The sequence below is a fragment of the Paenibacillus sp. FSL K6-1096 genome (assembly GCF_037977055.1).
Classification (GTDB): Bacteria; Bacillota; Bacilli; order Paenibacillales; family Paenibacillaceae; genus Paenibacillus_AQ.
Genome location: NZ_CP150274.1, coordinates 3,842,175 through 3,856,799 on the forward strand (window position 1 = coordinate 3,842,175; position 14,625 = coordinate 3,856,799).

Below are 14,625 nucleotides of genomic sequence, written 5' to 3' on the forward strand. Positions count from 1 at the left end.
GTGCATGATACTTAACCCACTTACAAGGAGGCCAATGCAAATGTACAAGACGATTGTAATCGGAACAGGCCCGGCCGGGCTGACGGCCGCGATTTATCTGGCGCGCGCGAACCTGAGCCCGCTGGTCATTGAAGGCTTACAGCCTGGCGGACAGCTGACAACGACGACAGAAGTGGAGAACTTTCCAGGCTTCCCTGAAGGCATTCTGGGACCGGACCTGATGGACAATATGCGCAAGCAGGCGGAACGCTTCGGCGCTGAGTTCAAGAACGGCTGGGTGGAATCGGTTGATTTCTCGCAGCGTCCGTTCAAGGTGACGGTTGACGGGATGGGTGTGCTGGAAGCGGAATCGGTGATTATCTCGACCGGAGCATCCGCGAAATATCTGGGCATTCCGGGCGAGCAGGAGAATGTGGGACGCGGGGTCAGCACGTGCGCAACCTGTGACGGCTTCTTTTTCCGCGGCAAAAAGATTGTCGTGGTCGGCGGCGGCGACTCCGCCATGGAGGAGGCCAGCTTCCTGACCCGCTTCGCCTCTAATGTTACGCTGGTTCACCGCCGTCCGGAGCTGCGCGCCTCCAAGATCATGCAGGACCGTGCACGCGATAACAGTAAGGTATCCTGGGCACTCAACCGTACCCCGGTCGAGATTACCGTGGGCGATACCGGCGTGAAGGGAATCACCGTGCTGAACAACGAGACCGGCCAGACCGAGCTGCTGGAAGCCGATGGCGTGTTCGTGGCGATCGGGCACACTCCGAATACCGCCTTCCTGGGCGGGCAGATCAACACGGATGCGAACGGGTACATTATCGTGAAGCCGGGCACGACCGAGACGAATATCCCCGGTGTCTTCGCCTGCGGCGATGTGCAGGATAACCGGTACCGCCAGGCGATATCGGCAGCCGGAACCGGCTGTATGGCCGCGATGGATGCCGAGAAGTACCTGGAAGGCAGCATGGTGCATGACTGGAGCGAATCGCTGGACAAATAGGTTTTGAATAATTAAGGGTTTACAATATTTACTGTAACAGGTAGAATACACTCAATTAGATAAGATATCCGCTAGGGGAGCCTGAATAGGCTGAGACGGGAAAATTGAATTTCCGGACCCTTGAACCTGATCTGGATCATACCAGCGTAGGAAAGTGGAGCCGGACCTGTTTGAAATGCAGTCTTATTAGGCTGCTTCTTTGGATAAGCCGCTCCAGGTGGAGCGGCTTTTTGACGTGCAGGAATCCATGAATTCTTCGGCTCAATCTGCTGTATGACCTCTTATCTGATTAGCTCATAAGCCAAGAGGAGGAGATAGGAATGTCAGTAAGGATGAAGAACGAAGCGGTGGATCTTTCACAGTTCCCCGCAAGCCGTAAGGTGTATGTGGAGGGCTCGCGCCCGGATATTCAGGTTCCGATGCGGGAGATTAGCCTTAGCCGAACCGAGGGCGTTGCCGGGGATCAGGAGAATGAACCGCTGCGTGTCTATGACACCAGCGGTATCTATACCGATGCTGCGCAAGCGGCCGATATCCGCACAGGGCTGCCGCCGCACCGTTTGCACTGGATACAGGAGCGCGGTGATGCCGAGGAATACCTGGGGAGAGAGGTGCGGCCCGAGGATAACGGCATCCGCGGGAGCAAGCCGCCTGCAGAAGCATATCCGGGACTGCAGCGGAAGCCCCTCCGGGCGCAGGCCGGGCGCAATGTAACGCAAATGCATTATGCCCGGCAAGGAATCATTACACCGGAAATGGAGTTCATCGCGATCCGCGAGAATACCCGGCCGGAATTCGTAAGGGATGAGGTTGCTGCGGGCCGGGCCATTATTCCGGCCAACATTAATCACCCGGAGAGCGAGCCGATGATCATTGGCCGCAGCTTTCTGGTGAAGATCAATGCGAACATCGGAAATTCGGCAGTCTCTTCTTCCATTGAGGAGGAAGTAGAGAAGATGCGGTGGGCTACCCGCTGGGGAGCCGACACCATTATGGATCTGTCCACCGGCGCGAACATTCATACCACCCGGGAATGGATCATCCGCAATTCACCTGTGCCTGTCGGCACGGTGCCCTTGTACCAAGCCCTGGAGAAGGTGAATGGCATCGCGGAGGATCTAACCTGGGAGCTGTACCGCGATACGCTGATTGAACAGGCGGAGCAGGGGGTGGACTACTTCACCATTCATGCCGGGGTGCTGCTGCGCTATATCCCGCTGACCTCCCGGAGAATGACCGGTATTGTATCGCGGGGCGGCTCCATTATGGCTGCGTGGTGCCTGGCCCATCAGCAGGAGAACTTCCTGTACACCCACTTTGAAGACATATGTGAGATTATGAAGAGTTATGATGTGGCCTTCTCGCTGGGGGACGGACTGCGGCCCGGCTCCATTGCCGATGCTAATGACGAAGCCCAATTCGCCGAACTGGAGACGCTGGGAGAGCTGACGCTACTTGCCTGGAAGCATGACGTTCAGGTGATGGTAGAAGGCCCGGGGCATGTGCCGATGCATAAGATCAAGGAGAATATGGATAAGCAGCTTGAGATTTGCCGGGAAGCCCCCTTCTATACGCTGGGGCCGCTGACTACGGACATTGCGCCAGGGTATGACCATATCACCTCGGCTATAGGGGCCGCAATGATCGGCTCGATGGGTACGTCGATGCTGTGTTACGTAACGCCCAAGGAGCATTTGGGCCTGCCGGACAGGAATGATGTACGCGAAGGCGTGATTACCTATAAAATTGCTGCACATGCCGCAGACCTCGCCAAAGGTCATCCGGGTGCGCAGGACAGGGACGATGCTTTGTCCAAAGCGCGGTTCGAGTTCCGCTGGCGGGATCAGTTCCATCTCTCCCTGGACCCGGAAAGAGCGCTCGCGTATCATGACGAGACTCTTCCGGCAGAGGGGGCGAAGCAGGCGCATTTCTGCTCCATGTGCGGCCCTAAATTCTGCAGCATGCGAATCTCGCATGAACTGCGTAACAGCTATAATCTAAGCAAATCGCTGTCATTCTAATCAGACTCATATCGTGGCTGTCCCTTGCTGTTCATAGCGGGGGGCAGCTTTTTTTAGTTGAGAATTTATATGTTTTGGGGTCCCCGCAAAGTACCTGAGTCATCATCGAAGCTACAGCTTCACTTTGTGGGGTGTTTTGTATGTTTTGGGGTCCCCGCAAAGTATCTGAGTTATCACCTGCGCTATAGCTTCACTTTGTGGGGTCAATTTGTGACTGCAATCACAATGTGACTCCATGCCCTATGCTAAGCTGTGAGTGAGAAGAATTCTCACTTGTGAGGTGGGCAAAACAATGAGCAAAACGTTTAGGCTGGATGAACCGGTCTTCGAACTGGTGAACAGGCACCCGGAGGTTGTGGATATTATGGTGGAGCTGGGCTTCCGTGACATTACCAAGCCTGGAATGCTGCAGACGGCAGGACGGTTCATGACGCTGTCCAAGGGCATGAAGTTAAAGCGTATAGAGCCGGAGACCGTTCGGCGGGCCTTTGAGAGCCGCGGCTTCGAGATTATCGAATAGAAGGAGAGAAGAATATGAGCGAGCTGATTAATAACCGCGAGGCCGGTGTCCCGGAGCAGACGCGCCGTCAGGCGATGCTGCGGGAGATCATCAAGGAGCTTCATGCCGGCAAAAGTGTGGAGGAGGTCAAGGCGCGTTTTGAAGAGGCGGTAGGTGATGTGACGGTCGCGGAAATCTCCGCCATGGAACACTCTCTGATGACAGAGGAAGGTATTCCGGTAGAGGAGGTACAGCGGCTCTGCTCCGTGCATACCGCCATCTTCAAAGGCTCGATTGAGCAGATTCACCGTTCTTCGAAGCCTGAGGAGCAGCCCGGCCACCCCGTGCATACCTTCAAGCTGGAGAACCGGGAAATCGAGCGGCTGGTTAACTTCCGGCTGGAGCTGCATAAGGACAAGTTCAAGAAGAAGGCCAGCGATGAGATGATTTACAAGCTGCTGGAGGACTTAAGCCTGCTGCTGGATCTCGACAAGCACTACAGCCGCAAGGAGAATCTGCTGTTCCCTTACCTGGAGAAGTACGGCATTTATGGCCCGACCAAGGTCATGTGGGGCGTCGATGACGGCATCCGCAGCATGATTAAGGAAGCGAAGAAGGCACTTAACACCTTCAACGGGGAGACAGAGCAGATCGCAGCCTCACTGGAAGAGATTATCAAGGAAGTCAATGAGATGATCTTCAAGGAAGAGAATATTCTCTTGCCGATGGCGCTGGATAAGCTGACCGAGGATGAGTGGGTGCGGATCGCCCGGGAGAGCGCCGAGATCGGCTTCTGCCTGGCAGCCCCGGAGCAGGAGTGGATACCGGAACGCGCTGCTGAGCCTGAGGGTGCAGAGGTGCCGGCGGCGGAAGGGGAAGGGCTGTCGCCGCAGGGCTTCATCCGGTTCGAGACCGGGCTGCTGTCGCTCCACCAGCTGGAGACGCTGATGAATCACCTGCCGGTGGACCTCACTTTTATCGATGAGAACGATGTCGTCCGCTACTTCTCGCACGGCAAGGAACGGATCTTTGCCCGGACGAAGGCTGTGATCGGCCGCACGGTGCAGAACTGCCATCCGCCGCAGAGCGTGCATGTTGTGGAGAAGCTGCTGGCTGATTTCAAGGCGGGCGTAAAGGATGCTGAGGACTTCTGGATTAACATCAAGGACAAGTTCATCTATATCCGGTACTTTGCCGTGCGTGATGCAGACGGGCGGTATATGGGAACGCTGGAATTCACCCAGAATATCGCACCGATCCGTGCCTTGGAGGGCCAGAAGCGGATTTTGTCGGAATAGCATATTTATTATAGAAGAAACAATTGGACTTTCACGCGGGTAGCGGCGCTGAGAGTCTTTTTGCTACGCTGGGACCCGGGTGTATCGCCTTTCCTTGACCGCAGGGGAGGGTTCTATTATAGTGGGTACGTAGGATTAACTATTTTAGCATAGAAAAAGGTGGCTTGTTACATGTCTGAAAATATCTACGTTGGCGTGGATTTAGGTGGTACCACGATTAAGGTTGGAATCTGCAATGCCGAAGGAAGCCTGCTGCACACTTACGAGGGTCCGACAGGGACTGCGGACGGCGTGGATGCTGTCATCGACAATATCGAGAAGTATGTGCGTCAGATTGTAGAGGATTCTCCGTACTCCTGGGACCAGCTGGCCGGTGTGGGAGCGGGGCTCGCCGGGTTTACGAATATTCGTGAAGGCATTATTATCCTTGCGCCGAACATAGGATTTCGGGATGTGCCGATCCGTTCCATTCTGGAGGGTCGTCTGAACAAGCCAGTCAAAATAGACAATGATGCCAACGTGGCAGCGCTGGGTGAAGCCTGGAGCGGTGCAGGACGCGGCATTGACAACTGTGTCTGCTATACGCTCGGTACGGGTGTCGGCGGCGGTATTATCATTAACGGCCGGGTATATCAGGGCTTCGCCGGTCTGGCCGGAGAGCTTGGACATATCTCGGTGGTACCTGACCTGGAGGCGATCCAATGCGGCTGCGGCAATATGGGCTGTCTGGAAACCGTTTCCTCGGCGACAGGCATTATCCGTATGGCGAATGATGCTGTAGCCCGCGGAGACCGCACCTCGCTGTCCACTGTGGAGAAGATTGCTGCGAAGGAAGTATTTGATGCCGCCAAGGCCGGAGATGAAGCTGCCCTGCGGATCGTGAACCGGGCGGCGTTCTACCTGGGCAAATCTATGGCGTCCGTTGCTGCTGTTCTGAATCCGGAAGTGTTCATCGTCGGCGGAGGGGTCTCCAAGGCAGGCGATATTCTGTTCGATGAGGTCCGCCGGGTGTTCGCCAAGCTTGCTCCTGCACCGCTGCAGACCGGTGTCTCGATCGTGCCTGCGGCCCTTGGCAATGACGCTGGTATTATTGGTGCCGCTGGTCTGGTGCTGCGTTCTTAAGCAGCGGGAATTATTCATATACTATTCTTGGGGAGGGATGCTGTAATGACCAACACCGAGCAAACATTACCCGGTCACGCCACCCTGATTATCATTACAGGCATGTCCGGTGCAGGCAAGACGATCGCGGTGCAGAGCCTGGAGGATCTCGGATTCTTCTGCGTCGATAATCTTCCGCCTGTACTCATCCCGAAGTTCGCTGAACTGATTGAGCAGTCGAAGGGCAAAATTGCCAAGGTGGCGCTGGTCATCGACCTCAGAGGACGGGAGTTCTTCACCGCCTTGTCCGAATCTCTGGCGTATATTAAGGATGAGTCTACAATCGGCTTCGAGATTCTTTTCCTGGATGCAACCGATTCGGTGCTTGTCCAGCGCTACAAAGAGAGCCGCAGACATCATCCGCTGGCCCCCAAAGGGATGCCGCTTGATGGAATCCGCATGGAGCGCCAGATGCTGGAGGAGCTGAAGAATTCAGCGACCCTCTGTCTGGATACCAGCAGCATGAAGCCGGCGCAGCTCAAGGCCAAAATCGTGTCAAGGTTCTCCCATGTCGGCAAAAGCACGATCTCGGTGAACATTACCTCATTTGGCTTCAAGTATGGCATTCCGATTGACGCTGACCTGGTGTTCGACGTCCGGTTCCTGCCTAATCCGCATTATGTGGATCATTTGCGGCCCAAGACAGGCCAAGACAACGAAGTGTACGACTATGTAATGAAATGGCCTGAAACGCAAGAGTTCCTGACCAAGCTGTTAGACATGCTTCAATTCCTGATTCCGCAATACCACAAAGAAGGCAAATCCCAGGTTATTATCGGCATCGGATGCACTGGCGGCAAACACCGCTCGGTAGCCATCGCTGAATATCTGGGCAAAATGCTAGGGGTTAGCGAGACGGAATCCGTAGCTGTCAGCCATCGGGATTCCGAACGTGACCGGCATGGATGAGAGAAGGGATAATAGTGGCGGAAGAACAAGGAGTGCGCCCCAAGATCGTCGTCATGGGCGGGGGAACCGGACTCTCCGTAATGCTGCGGGGGCTCAAGGAGAAGCCGCTTGATATTACAGCGATCGTCACCGTGGCGGATGACGGCGGAAGCTCCGGCATTCTGCGCAGTGAGCTGCAGATGCCGCCGCCTGGGGACATCCGCAACGTGCTGACAGCAATGGCGGATGTTGAGCCGCTGATGGCGCAGATTATGCGGTACCGCTTCAGCAGCGGGGAAGGGCTCGCCGGGCATAGCCTGGGCAATCTGATTCTGGCCGCACTGACCGACATCTCCGGCGATTTCGTCACGGCTGTCAGAGAGCTGAGCCGGCTCTTCGCCGTCCGCGGCCGGGTGCTGCCCGCCGCCGGTGAGGCGGTGGTTCTCCATGCAGAGATGGCAGACGGCACCATTGTGTCCGGGGAATCCAAAATCCCCGAGGCGGGGGGCGTTATCAAACGCGTCTTCCTGGAGCCGGTGGATGTGGAACCGCTGCCGGAGGCACTGGAGGCGATCCGCAGCGCAGACGCTATTCTGCTGGGTCCGGGCAGCCTGTATACCAGTATTCTGCCGAATCTGCTGGTGCCTAAGCTGGCAGAGGCGGTAGTCGCTTCAGAGGCGATCAAGATTTTTGTATGCAATGTAATGACCCAGCCCGGAGAGACGGATAATTACACGGTGAATGACCATCTCCAGGCGGTATACGACCATATCGGGCTGCATCTGTTCGACTATGTGATTGTGAATGACGGGGAGATCCCCGAGCAGGTTCAGGTCAAATATGCTGAGAAGGGCGCCCGCCCGGTGCAGCTTGACCGCGAAGCCGTCGACGGGAACGGGTATAAGGTGATCGCCGACAAGCTTGTATTATTCCGGACGTATTTAAGGCATGATACAGATAAGCTGAGCCACCATATTTTCCAGCTGGTGCAGGATTGGATTAACAGAAAGAGTTAACACGAAAGAGGTGAGCCCCTTGTCTTTTGCGGCCCTTACCAAAAAAGAGCTGACGATGATCGAGAGCCCTCCCTGCTGTGAGAAAGCAGAAATGTCAGCGCTTATCCGTATGAACGGTTCGGTGCAGCTTTCGAGCAAAAAGGTCGTTCTTGACATATCGACGGAGAATGCCGCGATTGCAAGGCGGGTATATTCTTTGCTTAAGAAATATTACCAGGTCCATATCGAGCTGCTCGTGCGTAAAAAAATGCGTTTGAAGAAGAATAACGTCTATATCGTAAGAATCCCGAACCAGGTGCAGGAGATCCTGAAGGATCTGCGGATTGTCTCGGAGGGCTTCATCTTCACGGACGGGATTGATGAGGAAATTGTCGGCAAGAACTGCTGCAAGCGGGCCTACCTGCGCGGAGCGTTCATGGCCGGCGGCTCGGTGAATAATCCGGAGGGCTCCTCGTATCACTTGGAAATCGCTTCCATGTATGAGGAGCACTGCAAGGCGCTCGTCCGGCTGGCTGGTGAATTTCACCTGAATGCCCGCTGCATAGAACGCAAAAAAGGCTTCATCCTATACATCAAGGAAGGCGAGAAGATCATCGAGTTCCTCAGTCTGATCGGAGCCCACCAGGCGCTGTTCAAATTCGAGGATGTGCGGATCATGCGCGATATGCGCAACTCGGTCAACCGGATTGTGAACTGTGAAACGGCCAATCTCAACAAGACCATCAGCGCCGCCGTACGCCAGATTGAGAACATCAAGCTGCTGCAGCGCGAGGTGGGACTGGAGAACCTGCCGGATAAGCTGCGGGAGGTCGCCGAGATCAGACTGGCCCACCCGGACATCAACCTGAAGGAAGTCGGGGATATGCTGGGCGGCACCGTCAGTAAATCGGGAGTAAACCACCGTTTGCGCAAAATTGACGAGCTGGCGGACAAGGTGCGGGGCGGCTGATTATTTTTTTTCTAGTGCCGTAGGCGTTATAATGATATAATATTATAAAATTAATGTGAAATTTTTGGGCAGATCTTAAATAGGGGGTAAGCGTTTCATGACAAAGCACCCGGTAGTTGTCCGGTTGAAGACGGGGCTCCATGCCCGGCCGGCAGCCTTGTTTGTGCAAGAAGCTAACAAGTTCTCGTCGGAGATCTTCGTGGAGAAAGACGATAAAAAGGTTAACGCTAAGAGCATCATGGGCATTATGAGCCTGGCAATCAGTTCCGGTACGGAGATTCATATCAGCGCAGACGGCGCCGATGCGGAACAGGCTGTAACCGCTTTGACCAGTCTAGTGAGCAAGGAAGAACTGGAGAACCAATAATTTTTACAATGTCTGACCAAAAGCCCTTAGGGGCTTTTTTTCATACCGCCATAACCGAAGCGGACGGAAATATCATCCGGCGCTTCTGGCTGGACACCAAATAAAATTATCAAATATTACTTATCTCTTATGCAACCTTTACCAGTCTGGCCCGTCTAGAGGGTAATAACACTTAATAGAAGCGAAAGGGGATGGCAAGCGTGAGAACATGGGTGAAATCGGTTGGTGCGGTATTGCTGGCAGGGAGCTTGATGATTGGAGGAATGGGATTGAGCGGAGGACTAAAGGGACCTGAAAGGGCTTACGCGGATGAGGTGCAGAAGAATATTGTGAACGTGGTAGGCAAAGGCGAGCTGTCGATCAAACCGGATATCGCTTATCTCTCCATTGGGGTAACCACTACGGCGGATACAGCGCAGGAGGCACAGAAGGGCACGGCCGCGAAGATCTCCAAGCTGACGGCACTGTTCAAGACTACTTGGGGCATTGCGGACAAAGACATTCAGAGCAGCCAGTTCTACGTACAGCCTAACTACACTTACAGCGAGAAGGACGGCCAGAAGGTAAAAGGCTATAACGCCCAGCACACGCTGGAGGTATCCTACCGCGATCTGACCAAGGTCGGACAACTGCTCGATGCTGCTTCGGCAGCCGGTGCGAACAACATCGGCAACGTTCGGTTTGCGATCGAAGATCCGTCAGCTTTTGAAGCACAGGCAATCGAAAAGGCCATGCAGAATGCAGATGTCAAAGCGGCAGCTATTGCCAAAGCAGCCAAACGCGGACTGGGCATGGTGGTCACTGTAGTTCAGAGTGATGACGGGAATAATCCGGTAGTCTTCGCTCAAGCAGAGGCTATGCAGAAATCCGCTATGGATGGCAATGGTGGCAGCTCCGTGGAGCCAGGGCAGGTTAAGATCACCACTCAGCTCAACGTGACGTACGAGTTGAAATAAACCGCTGTATAAGGTGCTTGCTCTGCTGATTGATTTGGCAGGGCAGGCGCTTTTTTATGCCGCAGGATTATTGAAATCTCTCAATTTGTTTATATAGAGGTAACAATATCTTTAGATAGACCCTTCAAACTTTAAGAAACTGTAAAGCGGATTGTAACATCCCCGGCGCTGGTTCTCCCTATAATAGGAAGAGTGGAACTGAGGCAACACATCAAGAACAAACATAAGAACCGGATGAGAGGAGAACTACTAATGACTAAGAACTCTACTTCAAAAAACAACGCCCGCAGATGGGGTGCCGGTATACTTGCCGCAGGGCTGCTCCTTGGAGGAACGGGAATATTCCCGTCCGGGACTGAGGCTGCTCCGGCTGCCGCCCAGACGAAAGTATCGAAGCCTGCCGCCTCCCTGGTGGTCCTGAAGGTGAACGGCAAGATTACATCCCAGACGGGGCTGTTCAAGGATGGCAAGGTGTGGGTGCCGGTAGCCTTCATGCGCGATTCGCTCGGGCTGCCGTTGTCTTATGACAAGGCGGAGAAGACCTATACGATCGGGACGGGTACTGCACAAACCAAGCTGACCACTACTGACTATGGCATTACAGTTAGCGTGAATAACTATTATATTGGCGAATATGAAGCCCAGCTGTGGAATAACAAGCTGTTCGTTCCGGTTGATCTGCTGAATGATTACCTGGGCTATAAAAGCGACTGGAGCGTTGCCTCTGGACGGCTGAACCTGATGAAGAGAGCGCAGAATGCAGTGACGATCAAGACGGTCAGCTATGTGAAGGATCATAAGGATGCGCCGGTCCGGCTGGATTATCCGCAGGTCAGCGGACTGGCCAGCCCGGAGGCGGAGAAGGCCATCAATGACACGATCAAGCAGACGGTAATGAATTTCGCGGCGGATGCCGAGGATCAAATTGCCAAGCGGGCCGAAGATGACCGGCCCTATGAATTCGATGGCGGTTATGTGATTACCTATAATCAGGATGGTGTGCTGAGTCTGATTACGAATCAATATGAATACACCGGCGGCGCCCATGGTATGACTTACCGCAATGCCTTCACCTTCTCGCTCAAAGACGGAAAGCGCCTGCTGCTGGGCGATCTGTTCGGAGCTAACCCGAATTACAAGAAGCAGCTGAATGCGAAGCTGTCCAAAGAGCTTAAGGCGAGCGGCAGCTACCTGGGCGGGTTCAACGGACTGAATACCGAGAAATACTTCTACTTAAAAGACGGCAAGGCCGTGCTGTTCTTCCAGCTCTATGATTACACGGTCTATGCTGCGGGCTTCCCTGAATTCACCTTCAGCTTCAAGGAGCTGCTGCCGGACGGAAGCAGCCCGTTCGCAGCGCTGAAATAATTCAACCGCTAATCCGGTATACCCTTGTGCTCCTATGACGGGATCACAAGGGTTGTTTGCGTGATGGCCTAATCAGGCGGGCCTGCCGTTACCACTTCACCCGGCCTTTCATAAGCTAAAGAAGGCAAGCAGCTTATTATCACGGGAGGGAAGGAAATGGTCTATCAGTATACGGCGATTGGAGATTCATTGACCACCGGATTCGGCGCGCTGCCCGGTAACGGCTTTGTACCCGTCTACCGCCGGATGGCAGAAGGCCGGCTGCGCACCCAGGTAGTCCCGGCGAATCTTGGAGTCAACGGCCTGACTACGGAGGGGCTGAAGCAGCGGCTGTCATCTGCCACCTACCGCTCGGCTGTGAAGGAAGCGCAGATCATTACGGTATCCATTGGCGGTAATGACCTCATTAAGGCCGCCAAGTCCACAGGTCCGCGGCCTGGGGAATTCCAAAGGGTGCTTCAGAACGCGCTGCAGAATTGCAAACGGAATTTCAGCGATATTATGGGCACCCTGTCACACCTGAAGGCAGGCACCCGCAGCCCGTATATCCTGCGGATCGTAGGCTTGTATAATCCCTATCCGCAGGTGGATGAGGCAACGGAGTGGGTGCGGCAGTTCAACCGTTATGCGGCCGGCTACAGCAGTTACAATGTAGGGTTTGCTTCCATCTATCATGAATTCGCAGGCAATGAGCGGGGGCTGCTGTTTCTGGATCATATCCATCCGAACGGCAGGGGGTACCGGGTGATCGCGGGCAAGCTGGATGCGCTAGGCTATGGCGGCTTGCGATAGAAAAAGGCTGCTTCAGACCATGAAGGTCTGAAGCAGCCTTTTATTTGAATTCCGGGGATGAGTTACACGCCTGCCGGCAGTGTCTTCTCAATCACCTTATCGACGATACCGTATTCGGCAGCATCTGCAGCACTCATGAAGTAATCGCGGTCGGTGTCCTTCTCGATCTTCTCCAGCGGCTGGCCGGTACGTTCGGACAGAATGCGGTTCAGCTTCTCACGCAGCTTGATGATGCGGCGGGCGCGGATTTCGATATCCGAAGCCTGGCCCTGGGCACCGCCCAGCGGCTGGTGAATCATAATTTCGCTGTTGGGAAGAGCAAAGCGCTTGCCCTTCGCGCCGGCGTTCAGCAGGAAGGCGCCCATAGAAGCAGCCATCCCTACACAGATGGTGGAGACATCCGGCTTAATGTATTGCATTGTATCGAAGATGGCCATACCCGCTGTGATGGAACCGCCAGGGCTGTTGATATACAGGTGAATATCCTTCTCCGGGTCCTCGGCAGCCAGGAAGAGCATTTGTGCGATGATAGAATTGGCAACCACGTCATTAACCTCCGTTCCAAGGAAAATGATGCGGTCCTTCAGCAGGCGGGAATAGATGTCATAAGCACGCTCACCGCGGTTGCTCTGTTCTACGACCATAGGAATATAACTCACGTGGAAAACCTCCTTAAAATGGGTGCTTCGGATGTGTTCATTTTTACTGTTACCGTATTAACCACATGATAAACAAATTCAAACAAAAAGTCAAAGAAAGTCAAACTCAGTTTTAAAAAAAAGAGCCCGTAAGCGGCTCTGTTGGTTAATATATGGTATGGCTTGCTAAAACATGCATAAAAAAGCAAAAAAAAGTGGCGCGCCCGCCAAGAATCGAACTTGGATCTCAGGCTTCGGAGGCCTACGTCATATCCATTGGACCACGGGCGCAACAGAAGTTATTATAATATACTTATCAGATAAAAGCAATGTGTAATCTTTGTGCCGCGAAAAATAGTTTTGGTGTGCCTTCATGAAGGGCTGCCGGAGGTGCTGTCCCAGCCTGCGGATGAATGGACAAGCCAGCGGGGAATGATGTATAAGATGAAAGCGCCCGGAGAATTATAGTCTCGGAACACTTGCACTCTGCGTCCGTTTTGGGTAGAATATGGGTGGGACTTAAAAAGTTAACCCGGGACATTTTGAGACCACGAACAAGGGATAAGAGAAAGACGAAGTTGCAGGAGTGAAAGCATGCGTAATTTATTGGAAATCCAAAAGCAGCTTCTGCCTGATCTCATGGACACCCTTAAGAGACGGTACACGATTCTACATCAGATCATGCTGTCCGATATTATCGGCCGCAGGACGTTAGCCGCATCGCTTGATATGACCGAGCGGGTATTGCGCGCCGAGACGGATCTTCTGAAATCGCAAGGGCTCATTGAGATCGAGAGCGTCGGTATGCGCATCAGCGATGCCGGACGCAGACTGCTTGACCTGCTGGAGCCGGTCGCCAAGAGCCTTTTCGGCCTGGATGATCTGGAGGAGAAAATTCGTACCACGTACGGTCTTGCCAAAGTGATTGTAGTGCCTGGTGATTGTGAGACCTCGCCGTTCACCAAGCGTGAGCTGGGTCGTGCAGGCTCCAAGGCGCTGCTGAGTGCGCTGCGCAGCGATGACACGGTCGCCGTTACCGGCGGTTCCACCCTTGCCGAGATGGCTGACCAGCTGACTCCGCCGCTGTCCCCCTCCTATAAGAACGTCTGGGTTGTCCCGGCACGCGGAGGACTCGGGGAGAGCATGGAGATACAGGCCAACACCATTGCTTCAACGATGGCCAAGCGGATTGGCGCTAACTACCGCCTGCTGCATGTGCCGGATCTGCTCAGCAATGAAGCCTATCAGTCACTTGCCATGGACTCCAACATTGGAGAGATTGTACAGACGATCCGCGGATCGCGTATCATTGTACATGGGATTGGCGATGCCATTGAGATGACCCACCGCCGTAAGCTGGATGCTGCTACCATCTCTGAGATTCAGGGCGAGGGCGCTGTAGCCGAATCGTTCGGATACTATTTCGATGAGAACGGCCAAGTGGTACACTCCATGCTGACCATGGGGCTGCGTCTGGAAGACATTATCCGGACAGAGGTTGTTATCGGGATTGCCGGAGGCAAGCGGAAGGCGAAGGCCATTCATGCCATGCTGAAGTTCGGGCAGGAGGATATTCTTGTCACTGACGAAGCGGCTGCTGTCGAAATCGGCAAAGAAATCGACAAAGATTCGCAAAAGGTCCTATAGATTCCATTTAATGGGGCGCGCGAAGCGGTAT

14 protein-coding genes, 1 tRNA gene and 1 riboswitch are annotated in these 14,625 nt (G+C 54.1%); of the genes, 13 read left to right on the plus strand and 2 right to left on the minus strand.

Annotated elements, in window-relative coordinates:
• The first annotated feature begins 40 nt into the window (after positions 1 to 40).
• The 12 genes from trxB (at position 41) to MHI24_RS17265 (ending at position 12,309) form a co-directional block, all read left to right on the plus strand.
• Positions 41 to 994 (plus strand): thioredoxin-disulfide reductase, encoded by a 954-nt coding sequence (gene trxB, locus MHI24_RS17210; protein ID WP_340020755.1) that lies wholly within the window; start codon positions 41 to 43, stop codon positions 992 to 994.
• A 63-nt stretch (positions 995 to 1,057) separates the two neighbouring features.
• Positions 1,058 to 1,164, plus strand: a riboswitch (TPP riboswitch).
• A gap of 162 nt (positions 1,165 to 1,326) precedes the next feature.
• Entirely contained in the window at positions 1,327 to 3,015 is a 1,689-nt protein-coding gene (gene thiC, locus MHI24_RS17215) for a phosphomethylpyrimidine synthase ThiC (protein ID WP_340026715.1), read from the plus strand.
• 292 nt (positions 3,016 to 3,307) lie between these two features.
• Positions 3,308 to 3,535, plus strand: a complete 228-nt coding sequence (locus MHI24_RS17220; RefSeq protein ID WP_340020756.1) for a DUF1858 domain-containing protein — start codon at positions 3,308 to 3,310, stop codon at positions 3,533 to 3,535.
• Positions 3,536 to 3,549: 14 nt separating this feature from the next.
• Positions 3,550 to 4,812 (plus strand): DUF438 domain-containing protein, encoded by a 1,263-nt coding sequence (locus MHI24_RS17225; protein ID WP_340020757.1) that lies wholly within the window; start codon positions 3,550 to 3,552, stop codon positions 4,810 to 4,812.
• Positions 4,813 to 4,983: 171 nt separating this feature from the next.
• Complete coding sequence (locus tag MHI24_RS17230) at positions 4,984 to 5,934, plus strand: ROK family glucokinase (RefSeq protein WP_340020758.1); 951 nt, start codon at positions 4,984 to 4,986, stop codon at positions 5,932 to 5,934.
• Positions 5,935 to 5,979: 45 nt separating this feature from the next.
• Positions 5,980 to 6,882, plus strand: coding sequence for an RNase adapter RapZ (gene rapZ, locus MHI24_RS17235; protein WP_340020759.1), 903 nt, complete (start codon positions 5,980 to 5,982; stop codon positions 6,880 to 6,882).
• Between the two features lie 53 nt (positions 6,883 to 6,935).
• On the plus strand, positions 6,936 to 7,877 hold the full coding sequence (locus tag MHI24_RS17240) for a YvcK family protein (RefSeq protein WP_238650960.1): 942 nt from the start codon (positions 6,936 to 6,938) through the stop codon (positions 7,875 to 7,877).
• A 19-nt stretch (positions 7,878 to 7,896) separates the two neighbouring features.
• The gene (whiA, locus tag MHI24_RS17245; RefSeq protein ID WP_340020760.1) at positions 7,897 to 8,826 is read left to right on the plus strand and encodes a DNA-binding protein WhiA; all 930 of its coding nucleotides are present in this window, start codon (positions 7,897 to 7,899) and stop codon (positions 8,824 to 8,826) included.
• A gap of 97 nt (positions 8,827 to 8,923) precedes the next feature.
• A complete protein-coding gene (locus MHI24_RS17250; protein WP_036690075.1) occupies positions 8,924 to 9,193 on the plus strand; it encodes an HPr family phosphocarrier protein in 270 nt (89 codons plus the stop codon).
• A 191-nt stretch (positions 9,194 to 9,384) separates the two neighbouring features.
• Entirely contained in the window at positions 9,385 to 10,149 is a 765-nt protein-coding gene (locus MHI24_RS17255; RefSeq protein WP_340020761.1) for an SIMPL domain-containing protein, read from the plus strand.
• 252 nt (positions 10,150 to 10,401) lie between these two features.
• Entirely contained in the window at positions 10,402 to 11,517 is a 1,116-nt protein-coding gene (locus tag MHI24_RS17260; protein WP_340020762.1) for a DUF4163 domain-containing protein, read from the plus strand.
• Between the two features lie 156 nt (positions 11,518 to 11,673).
• Positions 11,674 to 12,309: a GDSL-type esterase/lipase family protein gene (locus MHI24_RS17265; RefSeq protein ID WP_340020763.1), complete on the plus strand. Its 636-nt coding sequence runs from the start codon at positions 11,674 to 11,676 to the stop codon at positions 12,307 to 12,309.
• Between the two features lie 62 nt (positions 12,310 to 12,371).
• Here MHI24_RS17265 and clpP read toward each other — a convergent pair whose 3' ends face one another.
• Both clpP and MHI24_RS17275 read right to left on the minus strand, forming a co-directional pair.
• The gene (gene clpP / locus MHI24_RS17270) at positions 12,372 to 12,968 is read right to left on the minus strand and encodes an ATP-dependent Clp endopeptidase proteolytic subunit ClpP (protein WP_340020764.1); all 597 of its coding nucleotides are present in this window, start codon (positions 12,966 to 12,968) and stop codon (positions 12,372 to 12,374) included.
• 195 nt (positions 12,969 to 13,163) lie between these two features.
• Positions 13,164 to 13,238: transfer RNA gene (locus MHI24_RS17275), tRNA-Arg, on the minus strand.
• A gap of 303 nt (positions 13,239 to 13,541) precedes the next feature.
• Here MHI24_RS17275 and MHI24_RS17280 point away from each other — a divergent pair.
• Positions 13,542 to 14,594, plus strand: coding sequence for a sugar-binding domain-containing protein (locus MHI24_RS17280; RefSeq protein ID WP_340020765.1), 1,053 nt, complete (start codon positions 13,542 to 13,544; stop codon positions 14,592 to 14,594).
• Positions 14,595 to 14,625: the final 31 nt, after the last annotated feature.